This is a genomic window from Methylobacillus draconifructus (genome assembly GCF_045984385.1).
In the GTDB taxonomy this organism is placed as follows: Bacteria; Pseudomonadota; Gammaproteobacteria; order Burkholderiales; family Methylophilaceae; genus Methylobacillus; species Methylobacillus flagellatus_A.
In genome coordinates this window covers 19,358-36,078 of the sequence record NZ_JBJQIJ010000005.1, presented here as the reverse complement: position 1 = coordinate 36,078, position 16,721 = coordinate 19,358, and the positions used below count along the sequence as shown (strand labels likewise).

17 protein-coding genes are annotated in these 16,721 nt (G+C 54.6%); 14 read left to right on the top strand and 3 right to left on the bottom strand.

Annotation, left to right across the window (positions count from 1 at the left end; translation table 11 throughout):
- Nucleotides 1–62 precede the first annotated feature (62 nt).
- Together ACKF11_RS11735 and ACKF11_RS11730 are read left to right on the top strand one after the other, a co-directional pair.
- Complete coding sequence (locus tag ACKF11_RS11735) at nt 63–305, top strand: type B 50S ribosomal protein L31 (RefSeq protein WP_011480512.1); 243 nt, start codon at nt 63–65, stop codon at nt 303–305.
- A 118-nt stretch (nt 306–423) separates the two neighbouring features.
- The gene (locus ACKF11_RS11730; protein WP_407997204.1) at nt 424–2,121 is read left to right on the top strand and encodes an ArnT family glycosyltransferase; all 1,698 of its coding nucleotides are present in this window, start codon (nt 424–426) and stop codon (nt 2,119–2,121) included.
- Here the strand turns inward: ACKF11_RS11730 and ACKF11_RS11725 are convergent.
- Nucleotides 2,118–2,465 carry a winged helix-turn-helix domain-containing protein gene (locus tag ACKF11_RS11725; protein WP_309566209.1) on the bottom strand — a complete coding sequence of 116 codons (348 nt, stop codon included), beginning with the start codon at nt 2,463–2,465 and terminating at the stop codon, nt 2,118–2,120. The genes ACKF11_RS11730 and ACKF11_RS11725 overlap by 4 nt on opposite strands.
- Before the next feature lie 122 nt (nt 2,466–2,587).
- Between ACKF11_RS11725 and moaA the strand changes: the two genes are divergently transcribed.
- The 8 genes from moaA (at nt 2,588) to ACKF11_RS11685 (ending at nt 10,935) form a co-directional block, all read left to right on the top strand.
- A complete protein-coding gene (gene moaA / locus ACKF11_RS11720) occupies nt 2,588–3,595 on the top strand; it encodes a GTP 3',8-cyclase MoaA (protein WP_407997203.1) in 1,008 nt (335 codons plus the stop codon).
- Between the two features lie 127 nt (nt 3,596–3,722).
- Nucleotides 3,723–4,301, top strand: a complete 579-nt coding sequence (gene mobA / locus ACKF11_RS11715) for a molybdenum cofactor guanylyltransferase MobA (RefSeq protein WP_407993106.1) — start codon at nt 3,723–3,725, stop codon at nt 4,299–4,301.
- A complete protein-coding gene (mobB, locus tag ACKF11_RS11710; protein WP_407997202.1) occupies nt 4,298–4,846 on the top strand; it encodes a molybdopterin-guanine dinucleotide biosynthesis protein B in 549 nt (182 codons plus the stop codon). The genes mobA and mobB overlap by 4 nt, the downstream gene beginning before the upstream one ends.
- Entirely contained in the window at nt 4,843–6,108 is a 1,266-nt protein-coding gene (moeA, locus tag ACKF11_RS11705) for a molybdopterin molybdotransferase MoeA (RefSeq protein WP_407997201.1), read from the top strand. The genes mobB and moeA overlap by 4 nt, the downstream gene beginning before the upstream one ends.
- Nucleotides 6,109–6,413: 305 nt before the next feature.
- The gene (locus tag ACKF11_RS11700; RefSeq protein ID WP_407997200.1) at nt 6,414–7,181 is read left to right on the top strand and encodes a GntR family transcriptional regulator; all 768 of its coding nucleotides are present in this window, start codon (nt 6,414–6,416) and stop codon (nt 7,179–7,181) included.
- Nucleotides 7,182–7,187: 6 nt separating this feature from the next.
- Nucleotides 7,188–8,168, top strand: a complete 981-nt coding sequence (locus ACKF11_RS11695) for a PfkB family carbohydrate kinase (RefSeq protein WP_407997199.1) — start codon at nt 7,188–7,190, stop codon at nt 8,166–8,168.
- A gap of 82 nt (nt 8,169–8,250) precedes the next feature.
- A complete protein-coding gene (locus ACKF11_RS11690) occupies nt 8,251–10,371 on the top strand; it encodes a TonB-dependent receptor family protein (protein WP_407997198.1) in 2,121 nt (706 codons plus the stop codon).
- A 207-nt stretch (nt 10,372–10,578) separates the two neighbouring features.
- Nucleotides 10,579–10,935 carry a hypothetical protein gene (locus ACKF11_RS11685; RefSeq protein WP_407997197.1) on the top strand — a complete coding sequence of 119 codons (357 nt, stop codon included), beginning with the start codon at nt 10,579–10,581 and terminating at the stop codon, nt 10,933–10,935.
- A gap of 138 nt (nt 10,936–11,073) precedes the next feature.
- Here ACKF11_RS11685 and ACKF11_RS11680 read toward each other — a convergent pair whose 3' ends face one another.
- Nucleotides 11,074–11,673: a cytochrome b gene (locus ACKF11_RS11680; protein WP_407997196.1), complete on the bottom strand. Its 600-nt coding sequence runs from the start codon at nt 11,671–11,673 to the stop codon at nt 11,074–11,076.
- Nucleotides 11,674–11,748: 75 nt separating this feature from the next.
- Nucleotides 11,749–12,702, bottom strand: a complete 954-nt coding sequence (locus tag ACKF11_RS11675) for a beta-propeller fold lactonase family protein (RefSeq protein ID WP_407997195.1) — start codon at nt 12,700–12,702, stop codon at nt 11,749–11,751.
- Between the two features lie 144 nt (nt 12,703–12,846).
- Here ACKF11_RS11675 and ACKF11_RS11670 point away from each other — a divergent pair, with 144 nt between their 5' ends.
- The 4 genes from ACKF11_RS11670 (at nt 12,847) to ACKF11_RS11655 (ending at nt 16,716) form a co-directional block, all read left to right on the top strand.
- Entirely contained in the window at nt 12,847–13,788 is a 942-nt protein-coding gene (locus ACKF11_RS11670; RefSeq protein ID WP_407997194.1) for a quinoprotein relay system zinc metallohydrolase 2, read from the top strand.
- Between the two features lie 164 nt (nt 13,789–13,952).
- Nucleotides 13,953–14,708 (top strand): energy transducer TonB family protein, encoded by a 756-nt coding sequence (locus ACKF11_RS11665; protein ID WP_407997193.1) that lies wholly within the window; start codon nt 13,953–13,955, stop codon nt 14,706–14,708.
- Nucleotides 14,705–16,174 (top strand): sensor histidine kinase, encoded by a 1,470-nt coding sequence (locus tag ACKF11_RS11660; protein WP_407997192.1) that lies wholly within the window; start codon nt 14,705–14,707, stop codon nt 16,172–16,174. The genes ACKF11_RS11665 and ACKF11_RS11660 overlap by 4 nt, the downstream gene beginning before the upstream one ends.
- 86 nt (nt 16,175–16,260) lie before the next feature.
- Complete coding sequence (locus ACKF11_RS11655; protein ID WP_407997191.1) at nt 16,261–16,716, top strand: peroxiredoxin; 456 nt, start codon at nt 16,261–16,263, stop codon at nt 16,714–16,716.
- Nucleotides 16,717–16,721: the final 5 nt, after the last annotated feature.

Here is a 16,721-nt window from a genome sequence, read left to right as displayed (position 1 = left end):
CTGCTAGGCAGGAACCTAACACTGGCCCGCCGCACAAACCGGCAATATAGAGGTAAAACATTATGAAACCTGGCATTCACCCAGAATATCGCGAAGTTGTATTTCAGGACATCGGTGCTGATTTCAGCTTCTTGACACGCTCCACTATCGCTGCGAAAGAAACCATCAAGTGGACGGACGGCAAGGAATATCCACTGGTCAAGATTGAAGTTTCTTCCCAATCCCACCCATTCTATACTGGCAAGCAGAAGATTCTCGATACTGCTGGCCGTGTTGAGAAGTTCCGCCAGAAATACGGCATGTAATCCAACGGGATTGTATGTTGTGGCAAAAAGGCAGCCTGGGCTGCCTTTTTTGTTTTCCATACAATTGCCTGGCGATTAAAATGTATAGGTATTCCCGAACAAAGACTAAAGGATATTCATGGCATTCGAGCTTGAGCACGATTGGCAAGCACACCTGGCAACCCCTCGCGCGCATGTGGGGGAGCGTGCCAAGACACATCTGCTGATCTTGCTTTGCATTGCATGGATATTCCTGGGATTGGTTGGACATGAACCCTGGAAGCCAGACGAAGCGCAAGCCATCAGCATCGTCAAAAACATGACGCAAGGCAAGGGGCTGCTCGCCCCGGTTGCCGCAGGGCAGCAAACCATAGAATACCCGCCGCTGTATTACTGGAGCGCTGCGGGTAGCGGCAAACTGCTTTCATCCATCCTGCCCTTGCATGACGCCGCCAGGTTGATCAACAGCATCTGGATGACCATCACCTTGCTCATGATTGGCATGCTGGGACGAGAGCTGTGGGGCGTCGGTATCGGTCGCCAGATCACCTTCATCTTCATTGCCTCCATCGGCCTGATTGCATCCTCCCACCTGTTGATGCCCCAGGTCGCCTCCCTGGCCGGATTGTCCATGGCACTGTATGCCCTAGCGCTTGCCAAGCGCCGCCCATTAAGGGCATCAGTGTTGCTGGGTTCGGGCATAGGCATCAGTTTCCTTGCCACGGGCCCGGCCAGCGCCCTCATCGTGTTGGCGACCATGCTGCTATTGCCCATCCTGTTCGCGCAATGGCGCAGCAAGAGCTTTGCCATTGTTTCTGCATTAAGCCTGCTGGCAGCCAGCCCTTGGCTCTTCATCTGGCCGTGCCTGCTATTCAATGCCGACCCAGCTCAATTCACTGCATGGTGGCAAAACAGCATCAGCGGCTCCAGCACTATCAATTACCCCTATATCCTGCGCACCCTGCTCTGGTACTCCTGGCCGGCACTGCCTATTGCGGCATGGGGCGCATGGCGTTACCGGGCTGTACTGCTCACTAAACCCAAAATGCAGTTGCTGCTGGTGTTTTTTGCAGCCAGTTTCTTGATCATCGGCATCGGGTTCGAACGCCGCGAAATCCATATCCTGCCGCTGTTGCTACCGCTGGCAGCGTTGGCTGGCGGCAGTGTTGAAACATTGAAGCGCGGAGCGGCCGGCGCATTGGACTGGTTTGGCTTGCTGCTGTTCGGCCTGCTAGGCTCGCTGGTCTGGCTGGGCTGGTTTGCCATGTTGACAGGCACGCCGGCCAAGATCGCCGAACGCATGCAATTTCTTGCCGCCACCCAGGAGGCGCACCTGAATATCCTGGCATTGGCTGCAGCCTTGACTGTTACGGTCATCTGGTTATTCGTGATTTCGAACAGCAAACGCTCGAACCGCGGCGCACTGACCAACTGGGCAGTCGGCATGACCATGGCATGGGGACTCCTGATGACGCTATGGCTGCCATGGATAGACAACGCGCGCAGCTATAAGAATGTCTTCGAGGAACTCAATGCAGCCATGCCCGCGCAATACGCCTGCATCAACAGTTACGGCATAGGGGATGCGCAGACTGCGCTGCTTGACTACTATACCGGCCTGGCCATACAGCCACAGAGCGCGCCGCAAAGCCACAATCCGGCCTGTGACCTTTATCTGGTACAGGAGGACAGCCGCCACCCCAACCTGACGCCAGGCGAGGGCTGGCAATTGGCATGGTCCGGCAACCGCGCGTTGGACAGGCGCGAGAGCTTCCGGCTGTTTACGCGTCACGCCAGCGTATCAGTGGAAGAGGATGAAAGTACCAAGCAACCTTAACGCGGCAGCAACAAGGAAGCCAGCGCCTGTGCGTCCTGGGCGATGCTGTGGCTGGCCTTGGCCTCCATCGCGCGATAGCGTGCCAGCACATCCTGGCCAAACGGCGTCACCTTCGCGCCACCGCCATGGCTTCCGCCCGTCGCCGTTGCCACCAGCGGCTCGCGAAAGCTTTTATTCATGGCATCGACCAGATCCCAGGCGCGTTTATAAGACATCCCCATAGCCCGGGCGCCTGCTGATATCGAGCCGCTTTTGTCTATCGCCTCCAGCAAATCGGCCTTGCCGGGCCCAATGGCGACCAAGTGTTGATATGGCAGGCGAATCTTGATACTGATTGCACTCATATGGAATTTTCACCTCTCACCGGGGTCATATCACAGTCTTCAAATATTATTGTTTGTATTGACTGAAGGACTTACAATCCACACATCTTATCGCATCCATGCTAGGCCTGAATAGCTGCTCAATGTCTGCCATCGCCCACACTCCCCAGTTGATCGACCAGTTCGGCCGTCATGTGGACTATATACGCCTGTCGATCACAGACCGCTGCGACTTCCGTTGCGTCTATTGCATGGGCGAAGACATGAACTTCCTGCCACGTGAAGAGGTACTGACCTTAGAGGAATGCGCTCGCCTGGTCAAAACCTTCGTTTCTCTGGGTGTGAGCAAAGTGCGCATTACCGGCGGCGAACCGCTAGTGCGTAAAAATGCGCTTTCCCTTTTCGAGGAAATCGGCCGCCTTCCCGGGTTGCGCGAACTGACCATGACCACCAACGGCTCGCAGCTGGAGCATTACGCCCACGACCTGAAGCAAGCCGGGCTGGACCGCATCAACATCAGCATGGATAGCCTCGATCCCGAGCGCTTCCGCAAAATCACGCGGGTCGGGGACCTCAACAAGGTGCTGCGCGGCATCCAGGCAGCCAAGGATGCAGGCTTCACCAATATCAAGCTCAATATCGTCCTCATGCGCGGCTTCAACGATACGGAAGCCGTCCCGCTGTTGGAGTTCGCAATCCAACAAGGTCTGGATGTCGCCTTCATCGAGGAAATGCCATTGGGCGAAGTCGACCACAGCCGTGGCGACACCTATATCAGCAATCAAGCCACCCTCAAGCTGCTGCGGACCCACTTCCCGCTGGTCAGCAGTACGGAAACCACAGGCGGTCCAGCGCGGTATTGGCGGGTTGCCCATACCGACACCCGCGTCGGCTTCATCTCGCCGCACAGCCACAATTTCTGCGAAGCATGCAATCGCGTGCGCATTACCTGCAAGGGCGAGCTTTACCTCTGCCTGGGGCAGGAAAACAAGGTGGACCTCATGCCCTTGCTACGTGAATATCCCAATGACGACCAGCCCTTGAGAGAAGCCATTCTTGCCTCCATGCAGGTCAAACCAAAGGGACATGACTTTGACCTGCGCCGCCAGGCGCCATCCGTCATCCGCTTCATGTCGCAGACAGGCGGCTGACCATGCTGGCGCCCTCATGGCATCGTCGCGCTGTAGCGTCGACGGAAAATAAAGTAGAATTTTACATTTCAAATCAACCGGATTTATTGGCATCGCTTCACGGCACTCCAATATCGGGCCAAAGCATATGAGTATTACAGGTATCGTACTTGCAGGCGGCAAAGGCAAGCGCATGGGAGGCGCAGACAAGGGCTTGGTGGAATTCAACGGCCAGCCCATGGTCGCGCATGTATTACGGCGTCTTGCCCCGCAAGTGGACGAAGTACTGGTCAATGCCAATAGAGAGATCGAGCGTTACAACCAATTGGGCTACCGCGTCATCGAGGATGAAATCAGCGGCTTTGCCGGCCCATTGGCCGGCTTGCATGCGGGCATGCAGCACGCGCAACACCCTTACATCCTCACAGTGCCGTGCGATTCCCCCTTGTTGCCGCCCAGCCTGGCAAAGCGCTTGATGAATGCCTTGATAGAGCGTGATGCGGATATCGCCGTTGCAAAAACCGGCAAACAGGCCCACCCCGTCTTCAGCCTGTGCCGCCGCGCACTGCTCCCCAGCTTGGGGCAGTTTCTTGAACGCGGCGAGCGCAAAATGGCAGACTGGATCGCCGAGCTCGACAGTATCGAAGTCTCTTTCACGGACCAGGCGCTCGCCTTCACTAACATCAATACTCCTGAAGAGCTGCGCGGGCTGGAACAGGCAGCGTGAGCACCGCCGCATTCACACGCCCAGTATTGGGCTTTTGCGCCTACGGCAGCGGGTCGGGCAAAACGACATTGCTCACCCGCCTAATTCCGGTGCTGACAGCGCGCGGCTTGCGCTTGTCAGTCGTCAAGCATGCGCACCACAAATTCGATGTCGACAAGCCTGGCAAGGATAGTTACCGCTTGCGTGAAGCAGGCGCGGTCCAGACATTGGTAGGCTCGGATACCCGCTGGGCGTTGATGACGGAGCGCCAGCGCGTTCCCGAACGGCAAAGCACCACTATAGAGCTCTCAGAGCTGCTTCCCCAGCTTGATGACAGCGTCATCGACCTCGTGCTGGTCGAAGGCTTCAAACAGGCAGAAATAGACAAGATCGAGATCCACCGCCCCAGCCTGGGCTACCCGCTGCTGGCACCAGGGGACGACAGCATCATCGCTGTGGCGGCGGACGCTCCGCTCAGTGCAGCGGCAGTGCCGACATTGGATTTAAATAACCCGGAAGCGATTGCCGACTTCATCGCGCACTGGATGAAGGATTTGACACCATGAGCATGCAGCCCTCATTGAACCAGCTCATCAGCTGCCAGGATGATTACGACCCCAACTCCATGCCGGTCGAGCAGGCACGGAAATTCATCCGCAATTTTCTCAACCCGGTCAGCGCAACAGAAACATTGCCGTTGAAAGCCGCTCGCGGACGCGTACTCGCCGCCAGTATCATCTCGCCGCTGAATGTCCCCGGTCACGACAACTCGGCCATGGATGGGTTCGCCCTTCACAGCCGCGACCTCAATACCGCCTCCTTGAAGATCGTCGGCACCGCGTATGCAGGCAAGCCATTTCCGGGAACAGTGAAGGCTGGCGAATGCATCCGCATCATGACGGGGGCGCTCGTCCCGGAAGGTACGGACACCGTCATCATGCAGGAACGAACCCAGGTTTCCGGTGAGATCATGACCATGCTCGAGCCGCCCGCCCCACAGGCGAACGTACGCTATGCCGGCGAAGATCTCAAGGCCGGCCATGCCGTACTGGAAAAAGGACGCAGGCTGCGCCCTGCGGATATCGGCCTGATCGCATCTCTCGGCATTGGCGAAGTCTTGGTCTACCGCAAGCTCAAAGTCGCCTTCTTCTCGACAGGAGACGAACTGGTGAGCATTGGCAAGCCATTGGGCGAGGGGCAAATATACGACAGCAACCGCTATACCCTGCACGGCATGCTGGAAAACCTGGGCGTGGAAATCACTGACATGGGAGTCGTCCCTGATAATCCGGCAGTCTTGGAACAAACGCTGGTCCAGGCGTCTTCGCAGGCAGACGTCATCCTGACCAGCGGGGGCGTTTCCGTTGGCGAGGCCGACTTCATGAAACAGCTATTGGAGAAGCTTGGCCAGGTCGTATTCTGGAAAATCGCCATGAAACCCGGCCGACCGCTGGCCTACGGCAAGGTGGGAGAAGCGCACTACTTCGGGCTGCCAGGCAACCCCGTCTCTGTCATGGTCACCTTTTACCAGTTTGTCCGCGATGCCTTGCTATGCCTGATGGGACAAAACCCGGTGCCACCGCTGCCATTGCTGAAAGCCACTTGTACCGAGCCTATACGCAAACTGGCAGGCCGCACAGAGTTCAAGCGAGGCATCCTGTTTGCCGATCCGTCAGGAGTATGGCAAGTGCGTCCTACCGGCAACCAGGGGTCGGGCATCCTGCGCTCCATGTCCGAAGCCAATTGCTTTATCGTGTTGGATGACTATGTAGGCGACTTGCCCGCCGGTGCGGAAGTCCAGGTTCAAGTGATGGAAGGGATTTTGTAAGCGCGCCATCCCATGACAGGATAACGCGTGAGCATATGGCGGCTTAGCTCAGCCTTTCAAGGTATTCGAATTCGACTTTCGCCCCACCTTCTCCAATCTCACTTCTCCCTCCCCTGGAATATCAGCTTGTATTGCACCATGCCCTTTCGCCTGCTCTCGGGATGAAGAATAAAGGAAAGCCAATGTTATTATATTTTTATAGGTATATTTATATTGGCATTGTACTTGCATATTCCTGTTGAGCTCCCGCCAAAGTGGAAGTTAATATGCCATTGGATTTTTTGTAGGACTGATGCGTGCCCCCATTGAAAAACACTAAAGCTAATGTAGCCTCCATCACCAACTTGATTACATTGGACAAGAATGCAGCCGACCCGCTCTACGCACAGCTATATCAGCAGCTCGAATCCCTGATATTGCAGCAGGAACTCAAGCCAGGCACGCAACTGCCCACCGAGACCGCCTTCTCGGAAGCGCTCGGCGTCAGCAAAATCACCATCAAGCGCAGCTACATGGAATTGCGCAACCGCAAGCTCATCACCAGCAACCGCAAGGGCGGCACTACCGTGCTCACTCCTGGACGGCTCGACACCCACATGTTCAAGCTGCGCGGCTTCACTGATGAAATGCACGAGCTGGGCATGACGCCTTCCACGCGCATCCTGGAACGATCCATCGTCAATGACCGGGGCATGGCTTCCATGTTCGGACTCAACTCCAACACGCCCCTCCTCAAGCTGGAGCGCATCCGCTACGGGGACGACAAACCGCTCTCCCACGAAATCGCCTGGTATAACCTGCACCACCTGCCGGAACTCGCATCCGCCGACTTGCAGGGTTCCATCTACCAGGCGATCAACCAGCAATGCCAGTACCACCTGGCCTGGTGTGAACAGACAGTAGAAGCCGTACTTTCCAATGACATCGAAAACCAGGCATTTGGCTTCAGCTTCCCTCAGCCTTGCCTGCTGATCAAGCGCCGCAGCTATTCACAGGATGGCATCCTGCTGGAATATGTGGAAGGCACATTCCGCGGCGACGCCTATGCCTACCGGGTCAAGATGAAAGGCTGAAACCTCATGCTGGCAAGCTTCAAACCTAGAGCCTCGAATGCTTACGTGCTTGCCAGCCTCATGATCGCGCATATCTATTTCGTGCGCCGCTTCCCGGCCCCTGGCGAATCATGGCAAGCAGACGACTTTTACTGCGAAACCGGCGGCAAGGGGCTGAATGTCCTGATCGGCCTGCGCAAACTCCAAATACCCGTCGACGGCATCCTGCCTTGCGGTTCGCATCCATCATCACAACAGCAGTGCCAAGATATATTGTCGCAGTGGCAACTCCGCCATATCGCTTCCGCCGTGACGGCCAAGTACAATGGCCACGGCGTCGCATTGATCGATGCGCAAGGACAGAATCAAATCATCGTTCATCCCGGAGCCAATGCCCTCCTTGATGAAACGCATGTCCAACAGCAAGCAGCGTCCATCCAGCAGGCCGACCTCATCTACGCCCCCTTCGAACTGCCTGATAACGCCATCTTGGCAGCCTTCAAGATCGCACATAGCGTTGGCAGCATGACAGTGCTCAATCCATCCCCCTACCATGTCATCAGCTCCGAACTGCTCGCGCTTACCGACGTACTAATCATGAACCAGACCGAGGCGCAGGCATGGCTAAATGGCGCACCAGGAAATTTCAACTCCTGTGCGGCCGCACTCGCATGGCTGCATACCATTCGCTTCAACCAACGCTTTCCTGGCAAATCGATCATCATCACTTTAGGCTGCCAGGGAGCAGTCGCCATCCTTGAAGACGGCAGCACATACGAGCAAGCAGGATTTCGCGCTGAAGCCATCGACACTATCGGCGCAGGCGATGCTTTTGCCAGCGCCTTTATTGCCAGCCTGCTTCAAGGCAACATCACCACCACCGCCTTGCAACATGGCTGCGCCAGTGCCAGCCTGACGGTCCGTCAACGCGGCCTTCTGCCCCACCTGCCCACCGCAAGCACTTTGCAGGACTTCCTGGCCGGGCAAGGTTCCGGTGCAAATTCATGATTATCTTGATGGTCAAACCGATCGCTTTCGCCTATGCTCGCCTGCTCGTAAAACAGTTTAAAAGCATCGTCGGGGAGTCAGCATGCATCATTCCAGGTTTCACCTCAAACTCATTCCACTCGCCGTATTAAGCGTATGGTGCAATAGTGCCGCGCTGGCAGAAGACGCCACCGAAGAAACCAAGGATGGCCTCCAAGTCATTTCCCCGGTCGTGGTGACAGCCACCCGCGCAGCACAACGCAGCTTCGACCTGCCAGTGGCAATTGACGTAGTCGGCAAGGAAAACATCCAGGACGGCCTGCCGCAAATGACTCTTTCCGAAAGCCTGATCCGCGTTCCGGGCATCACTGCGCAGAACCGTACGCAGATGTCTCAGGACCCCCAAATTTCAACCCGTGGTTTCGGTGCCCGCTCTGCGTTTGGCGTACGTGGAGTACGCGTATATGTCGATGGCATTCCATTGACCTACCCCGATGGCAGCGGCCAACCGGGCAGCGTTGACCTTGGCGCCATGCAAGGCATTGAAGTCATGCGCGGCCCGTTCTCCGCACTGTATGGCAACTCTTCCGGCGGCGTTGTGCAGTTGCTAACGGAAAATGCACCGGCAGGCCATGAGTTATCTGCTGGCGTATTATTCGGCAGCTACGATACCCGCCGCGAGAACGTGCGTGCTGCAGGCACTGCAGACGGCTTGGAGTATCTGATCAACTACAGCAATTACTCCTCCGATGGCTACCGTGACCATAGCCGCAATACGAAGGAACAAGGCACGGCTAAATTCCGCTTCAACTTGAACGAGGATACAAAGCTCACCACACTGATCAATTGGTTTGATCAAGATGCAGATGACCCGCTTGGGTTAACCCGCGCTGAAGTTCGTGCTGACCATAAACAAGCAGCGCCTAGTGCATATCGCGCAGACACACGCGTATCTCGCAGCCAGACTCAGGTCGGCTTCAACCTTGAACATAATATTAACGAAAATAATTCCATCAACCTGATTTCTTATGTCGGCACTCGCAGAAACGAGCAATACCTCTCTATCAGCCAAGTCAATGGCAATGGCCGGGCAAGCTCTATTGATCGTGAATTCTGGGGAACCGACCTACGCTGGAACAACAAGGGCGAATTATTAAGCCGCCCCTATTCCATCAGCCTGGGCCTGACATATGGCAAGATGAATGATGACCGCCTGGATATTGAGGCGATCAATGGTGTTAAAACTGGGACTTTGAATCGAGATGAAGAAAATATCGCCACCAATTTCGATAAGTATATCCAGGCACAATGGTCAGTCTTAGATAGTTTGGATCTGCATTTTGGTGCCCGCCGAACCAAGGTCAAGTTGGAAGTCGATGATCATCGTGGCAACAACGACGGTAGCGTCACCTATGAGAAAACCACACCTGTCGTTGGTGCAGTTTGGAAAGTCTCTCCAACCTGGAATATCTATACTAACTATGGCAAAGGCTTCGAAACTCCCACTTTTGCTGAAGCAGCTTATGCCACCGTTACCCCTGCAGTTACTGGCCCTAACTTAGGCTTAAAACCAAGCGAAAGCCGCAACTTCGAAGTCGGCACAAAGGCATTTATCGGCAGCAATACTGTTGCCAATTTGACTTTGTTCAATGTACGTACTGATGATGAAATTGTTGTGCAGCAAAACCTGAACAATAACGTCACCTATATGAACGCTAGCAAAACCAAGCGTAATGGTATTGAATTATCGATTGATTCCAAGCTTGCTAACAATATTTCACTGTTTGGTTCTTACACCTTGCTACGCGCAAAATTTGATGACACCTATTCTTATCCTGTGACTCGCTTTGGTAGCACAGCCATCAATACTGTTCAATCAGGCAATTACATCCCCGGGACTTATCGATCCCAGATTTATGGTGAGATTGCGTGGAAACACCAAGCTAGCGGCTTCAACACTGCTTTTGAAGCTCGGCACAATAGCAAGGTATACACTGACGACCAAAATAGTGATTCTGCCCGCTCATATACGCTTTTCAATATCCGCGCGGGCTTCCAGCAAAAACTTCAAAACTGGCGCTTTAGTGAGTACGTACGCGTAGAAAATATTTTCGACAAGGAGTACATCGGCTCCATCCGCGTTAACGACGGAAATAGCCGCTTTTACGAGCCTGCGGCAGGCCGCAACTGGTTGTTAGGGCTTAACGCGACCTATATTTTCTAGGCTGTACTGACGTCCTCTTCAAATAAAAAGGGATGCTGCGATTGCAGTATCCCTTTTACTTTTCACGTGCAATCACCTTTACTACAGAACTCAATCATTCGAAAATTCCGAAGTATTTATCAGAGAATAGTATGTTTTTCTTGTGATCTTCATCTAGTAGGATGTGCACCATGGTAAGACAAAATATTAATTCACTATTTGGAGACGATGATGAATAAGACTGTTGTAATAGCGAGTGTGGCGCTTGCGGCTTCCTGGGCTTCTTTTGCCCAGGCAGAGGAACATAACGCAGCCCTGTTCGATCAGCAGGTGCTGGCCGCGGCGACGATTAATCCCAGCCGCCTGGCTACCGATGCGCGGGTGGCGGAGTCCGAAGCGGTGATTACACATAAGGATGTGGTGCAGTCCCGTAACAATCGTCCTCATTTCAGGCATCACTTCAATCTGAACCGTATCGATACGAGCGGGGTGAGTGCAGATCGCAATGCCGGGAAGAAGTTTGTGTATGTGACGCATCCTAAGCATCACTTCAAGGTCAAGCGGTATGTAGGCGGGATAAAGTAAGTACCCCAGTATCTGCAAATAGGTGGCCCAGAGAATGCTGGCCACCATGAAAAAACACCCTCAGGATAATAGTCCTGAGGGTGTTTTCATATCGGCACGCTGTTACGCAGGATGCAACAACAAGATGATCAATAAGCTTTAGTTAAACAATGACATCCGCTTCAGGATATTGTCCTTGTCAATAAATTGATGCTTGAGCGCGGCTGCAATATGCAGGCCGATCAAGGTAATCAGTATTGCGGCAGAGAACTCATGCGCCGCCACAAAGAAATCCCGCAGTCCGGCGTTGTCCAAGCCAGGCAGTACCGGGACGGAAAACCAGTGCAGGCCGTATTTGCTGTACAGCGTTGTCAACAGCCCGGTCGCGGGCATCAACACCATCATGAGATAAAGCAAATGATGGATGCCGTGGGCCACTATTTTTTCCCAGCGCTTCATCGAGTCGGGCAAGGCTGGCGGCCGGTGCATCAGCCGCCAGTACAGCCTGAGGCCGACCAGCAGAAGCACGGTGAAACCGATTGATTTGTGCAAATTGAAATAAAAGGTGCGGGGGGTGGCTGCCTCGGCAAGTTGCCAGGTATAAGCTCCCAAGTCGAAGAGATCAATGCTTGTGACTTTGTCCCCGCCGCGGGGAAGCTCGTTCATATACCAACCAAGCGCAAACAGGAAGAGTATGGCGATCGCAATCAGCCAATGCAGCGTGATTGCCACCTTGGTATACCTGTTGGGGTTATTCATGGTCATTCCAACCTAAACAGCCCCGGCACTTGCCAAGTAGTGGCAGATGCCGGGGGCAGGGTCAATCAACAATGGCTAATGGACGAACACGCCCCATGGCGTATCACCAACCGGGATTTCCTTCAGTGCCTTGTCAGTGGAGGTGTCGACGACCGTCACCGAGTTGGACTTACCATTGGCGACATACAGCTTCCTGCCGTCCGGGGTCAAGGCCATGTTCCATGGACGCTTGCCGACCGGAATGGTAGCTGTCACTTTATTGGTGGCGGTATCGATCACGGACAGGCTGCCGTCCCCGCCATTCGAGATATACACTTTCTTGCCGTTAGGGAGCACTTGGACGCCATTGGAGCGTTGACCTACTGGAATCGTCGCAATGACTTCGTGCTTGCTGGTATCGAAAACAGATACGTTGCCTGCCGCCTCATTGGCGACATAAGCGCGCGAGCTGTCCGGCAGGAAGCCGATACCGCGCGGACGTTCGCCGACTTCTACTAACTTGATGGAAGCGCGCTTCGCAACATCGACGATATCGACATACTTGGCTTCTTCAGCGCTGACGTACATCCATTTGCCATCGGGGCTGAATTCGGCATGTTCAGGGTTTTTGCCCTGCATCTGCACGATGTAGCTTACCTTATGGGTGCTGGTATCGATCACGGCCACGCTGTTGTCTTCTTCGTTGGCTGCCGAAATCCATTTGCCGTCGTGTGAGATGCCCACGCCTTCCGGCGACTCTTCGAGCTTGATCTTGTCAGTCACTTTCTTGGTCTTAAGATCAATGACCAGCAGGGCGTTTTGCTTCTGGTCGCTCACGAAAATGTATTTGCCGTCCTTGGTGATGGCGGCACCGCGGGGCTTCTTGCCCGCATCGAAGGTATCCACGACCTTGTCGGTCTGGGTATCGATCACTGAAATCGTCCCCGATTTCTCATTGGTGGAATAGGCAAAAGGCGCCGCGAGCAAGGAGCTCGAGAACGCCAGCGCAGCCGCAGCCGTCATGAGCTTTATCTCAAATTTGCATTGCATAATACATTCTCCAATAGTATTTAAAATATTGTTTTTGTCGTTTACACGCATTGTTTCAGACGCCGCGATACTTCTCAAGTTCAATTAGGGTGTTTACAGAATTGTATATACCCATTTAACATGCAATTTTGCAGTTTCCTCATTATGGCTCGCCGACTCATCCATTATTTTACGCTCCTGTTGTGCATCGCCAGCGCCCTCTGGATGCTCCCTGCCGACAGCGCGCCGGTGGCACTGCCCATGCAGCAAGTAGCCTTGGGGGTCTATATGCACCAAGGCGCCCACCTTGACCTGGATGAAGGATACCAAGGGGATATCAGCAATATCGGCTTCGTCATCGGCACAAAAGGGGTAGCCGTCATTGACACTGGCGGCAGCAAGCGAGTAGGGGAAGCCCTGCTCGCCTCAATTCGCAAGGTCACTAACTTGCCCATTTTGTATGTGATCAACACCCATATCCATCCCGATCATATTTTTGGCAATGCAGCCTTCAAGCAGGAATATCCAGTCTTTATCGGCCATGCCAAACTCGCCAATGCCATGGCCTTGCGCAGCGATGCCTATTTGCGCCAAGGCCATAAGCTTCTTGGAGCACAGTTCTCGGGCAGCGAAATCGTCCAACCGACCCAATTGGTGGAATCCACCCAGGAACTGGATATTGGCGAGAGAAGGCTGCTGTTGACGGCATACCCCAATGCCCATACCAATACCGACCTTACGGTACTGGATGAACAAACCGGCACCTTATGGACAGGCGACCTGCTTTTCATCGAGCGCACCCCTTCCATTGACGGCGATATCAAGGGGTGGCTGTCAGCGATTGCAAAGCTACAGCAACTCCAAGGCATCCATCATGCAGTCCCCGGGCACGGCCCAGTCACGCAGGATTTTCAGGGCGCCTTGGACAACCAGTCCCGCTACCTCAAGCTCTTGCTGCATGACGTACGCAAAGCCATCAAGCAAGGCCGCAGCATGGAACAGACGATGGATAGCGCAGCGAGCAGCGAAGCTGCTCGCTGGCAATTATTCAATGCGGTCAACCGGCGCAACATCAATCTGATTTATCCCGTGCTTGAATGGGAATAATTCCAAAAAGACAGCCATGGTCAGTCTATAATCAGCGATGCCTTTCTTTGACAACGTACAGTAATTCACCTTACACCTTGGTTGCGATCGCCCATTCAATCCCCACACCAGCCGGCCAGCACAGCATCGGCTGGGCCGTTCTGGCGTCGTTGGCGCTTCATGTCATGCTGTTAATGCAACTGCCTGTCCTGGATTTTACCTCTCCAGAAACGCCCGTGCCGCCGCCCCTGCAGGTTGAGCTGACACCGCAACCCAACCCTGCCCAATCCGCTGCGTTGCCGGAGCCTGAAACCATTGCGCCAGCGGAGCCAGTCAAACAGCCGGAGCCCGAACCTGTACCCATTGTTCCCAAGCCAACGCCAAAACCTGTGCCCCCGCCGCCAAAACCTGTGCCCCCGCCGCCAAAACCTGCGCCCAAGCCACCGGAACCGCCCCGCATGGCGGATAAGCCTTCCCAGCATGAAGCCGTGGAAACTCCCCTGCCAGCCGCCGTTCCCGATGTCATGACAGCTCCGCCCAGGGAAACCCCGACGCCGGCCCCGGTCGCTCCCGTAGCGCCTCCTGCGCCAGAACCCGCCCCGCCGCCGCACCCGGCCGGGCCAAGCCAGCAGGATATAGATGCCGCACGCAGCTTGTACGGCAGCCTGCTTTCACGCGCCATTGCCAAGTACAAGCAATACCCGCGGATTGCCCAAATGCGGGGATGGGAAGGCGAAGTACTGCTGGAGGTGCATTGCGACGAGACCGGCCACGTACTTTCGACGCAGGTGAAGAAATCCAGCGGCCATAACGTATTGGATGAACAAGCCATCACCATGGTGAAGAAAGCGTCCCCATTGCCGCAACCGCCCGAAATATTGCGCAACAGCAAGCACCTGGTCATTCTGGTTCCCGTTCCCTTCACACTGGAAGCGTCATGAGCAACCAGCCGCAGGCAAAATCGCTCCGGGATGTCTTGCTGATCCATGAGTTGACGTTTTTCCTGCTGGTCATCCTCGCGGGAACGGCCGGCGTAATCGGCATGCGCATCTGGGACCAGTCCTCGCAGGAGTCGCAACGCATCCATCTCATGGTGCAGGAAATCCAGCAAACACGCGGCGACTTATACAGGCAGATGAAGGAGTTGTTTGACCTGCACTTCTTGAAGGATCCGCAAGCGCAAGAGGAATATAACGTCTACACCCTTTCGATTGACACGCATTTCCGCAAATTACTGAAGCTCACCGCCGATAGCCAGGAAAAATCGGCCATCATGGAATTGAATGCCAGTTATCAAGATTTGATCCAAGAAACCCAGCATATCTTCGCCCTGGTGGAAGACTACAACAATGCCGAGCTGGAGAAGGTGCTAAACACCCATTTGGAATCCAGCATCTTCCACCATTACGAAATTATTTCCGCCCGGGCAGAACGCTTGCTGCTTTTGAAGCATAGCGAGCTCTCTGCCCGGCTGGAGGATGTCAAGCACACGGCATTCACCCTGTTGATCATCCCGATCGGGCTGGCGTTGCTGCTGCTGCTGTTCTCCCATATCTTCCTCAAACGGGCGATTGTGCGCCCCATCCGCAACGTGTTGCACGCCACCAGCGAGATCAGCGCAGGCAACCTCGATCACAAGGCGCCTGAAGAGGGGGTTGCCGAACTGGCTGCATTGTCATCCGCCATCAACAGCATGGCACATGAATTGACCCACAGCCAGGAAGCCTTGGTACGCTCGGAAAAACAAGCCGCCCTTGGCCTGCTGGTGCCCATGCTCGCTCACAACATCCGCAATCCATTGGCCAGCATCCGTGCCACGGCGCAAGTGGCGGACAACCCCCACCTCGACCAGGAAACCCGCGACTCGCTCACTGCCATCATCAGTACCGTTGACCGCCTGGACCGCTGGACCCGCGCGTTGTTAGCCTACCTGCACCCACTGAAGCCGCATGCCAGCGCCACGACGCTGCGCCAGATACTGCAAGGCGCACTCGCCCCATTACAGCAGAAAATCCAGGAGAAGCAGATATCGGTACGACTGCCGGATTGGCAGGACATGAACGACCGCATGCTCACCGATGAGAACCTGCTGGAGCAGGCACTCTACAACCTTCTCCTGAATGCCGTGGAAGCGTCCCCTCAATCCAGCGAAATCACCATTGACTGCGATATCGCCGAGGATAGCCTGCATATTACGATCAGCGACCAGGGGCCGGGCATGCCGTTTACCCCGGATCCACATGCGGCCAGCCCAGGCCCTACAACCAAGCGCTTTGGCACCGGACTCGGGATCCCTTTTGCATTCAAGGTCATGGAAGCATTATCCGGGCACATCCACTTCAACCACAGGGTCAAGGGCGGCACAACGACTGAAATTATCTTGCCGCGCGACTATCAATCTGAATGAAACTAATATGAATATCACCCCATAACTTGCTTGCCATATCCTCAGTTTTTATCAACAATGAGAGCGTCTAGAGCTTACTGTCCACTATGTTGAATCAAGCAATTCCCGACTTTGAATTACCTTCCACCAGCGGAAAATTTTTCAAGCTTTCCGACTATATCGGCAAAAAACTGATCGTTTACTTCTACCCCAAGGACAATACCCCCGGCTGTACCAACCAAGGCAAGGATCTACGCGACCTCTACGAGGCATTCCAGGCCAGCAATACGGAAATCGTCGGCATTTCGCGGGATGGCCTCAAGTCTCACGAGAACTTCAAGGCTAAGTTCAACTTTCCATTTGAACTACTATCAGATGCGGAAGAAAAAGCCTGTACGTTGTTCGACGTAATCAAGATGAAGAAACTTTATGGTAAAGAAGTACGTGGCATAGAACGCAGCACTTTCGTCATCGATGAACAGGGCATCCTGATCCATGAATGGCGGAAAGTGAAAGTAGACGGCCACGCACAGCAAGTGCTCGAATTCATTCAATCCCTTTAAAAGGC

Bases quoted from the DNA above. Each gene is read 5' to 3' on its own strand.
- ACKF11_RS11655 (WP_407997191.1), top strand. From the start codon at position 16,261: ATGTTGAATCAAGCAATTCCCGACTTTGAATTACCTTCCACCAGCGGA.
- moeA (WP_407997201.1), top strand. From the start codon at position 4,843: ATGAGCATGCAGCCCTCATTGAACCAGCTCATCAGCTGCCAGGATGAT.
- ACKF11_RS11670 (WP_407997194.1), top strand. From the start codon at position 12,847: ATGGCTCGCCGACTCATCCATTATTTTACGCTCCTGTTGTGCATCGCC.
- mobA (WP_407993106.1), top strand. From the start codon at position 3,723: ATGAGTATTACAGGTATCGTACTTGCAGGCGGCAAAGGCAAGCGCATG.
- ACKF11_RS11665 (WP_407997193.1), top strand. From the start codon at position 13,953: ATGCTGTTAATGCAACTGCCTGTCCTGGATTTTACCTCTCCAGAAACG.
- ACKF11_RS11680 (WP_407997196.1), bottom strand. From the start codon at position 11,673: ATGAATAACCCCAACAGGTATACCAAGGTGGCAATCACGCTGCATTGG.
- ACKF11_RS11685 (WP_407997197.1), top strand. From the start codon at position 10,579: ATGATGAATAAGACTGTTGTAATAGCGAGTGTGGCGCTTGCGGCTTCC.
- ACKF11_RS11725 (WP_309566209.1), bottom strand. From the start codon at position 2,465: ATGAGTGCAATCAGTATCAAGATTCGCCTGCCATATCAACACTTGGTC.
- ACKF11_RS11695 (WP_407997199.1), top strand. From the start codon at position 7,188: ATGCTGGCAAGCTTCAAACCTAGAGCCTCGAATGCTTACGTGCTTGCC.
- moaA (WP_407997203.1), top strand. From the start codon at position 2,588: ATGTCTGCCATCGCCCACACTCCCCAGTTGATCGACCAGTTCGGCCGT.
- ACKF11_RS11730 (WP_407997204.1), top strand. From the start codon at position 424: ATGGCATTCGAGCTTGAGCACGATTGGCAAGCACACCTGGCAACCCCT.
- ACKF11_RS11735 (WP_011480512.1), top strand. From the start codon at position 63: ATGAAACCTGGCATTCACCCAGAATATCGCGAAGTTGTATTTCAGGAC.
- ACKF11_RS11690 (WP_407997198.1), top strand. From the start codon at position 8,251: ATGCATCATTCCAGGTTTCACCTCAAACTCATTCCACTCGCCGTATTA.
- ACKF11_RS11675 (WP_407997195.1), bottom strand. From the start codon at position 12,702: ATGCAATGCAAATTTGAGATAAAGCTCATGACGGCTGCGGCTGCGCTG.
- ACKF11_RS11660 (WP_407997192.1), top strand. From the start codon at position 14,705: ATGAGCAACCAGCCGCAGGCAAAATCGCTCCGGGATGTCTTGCTGATC.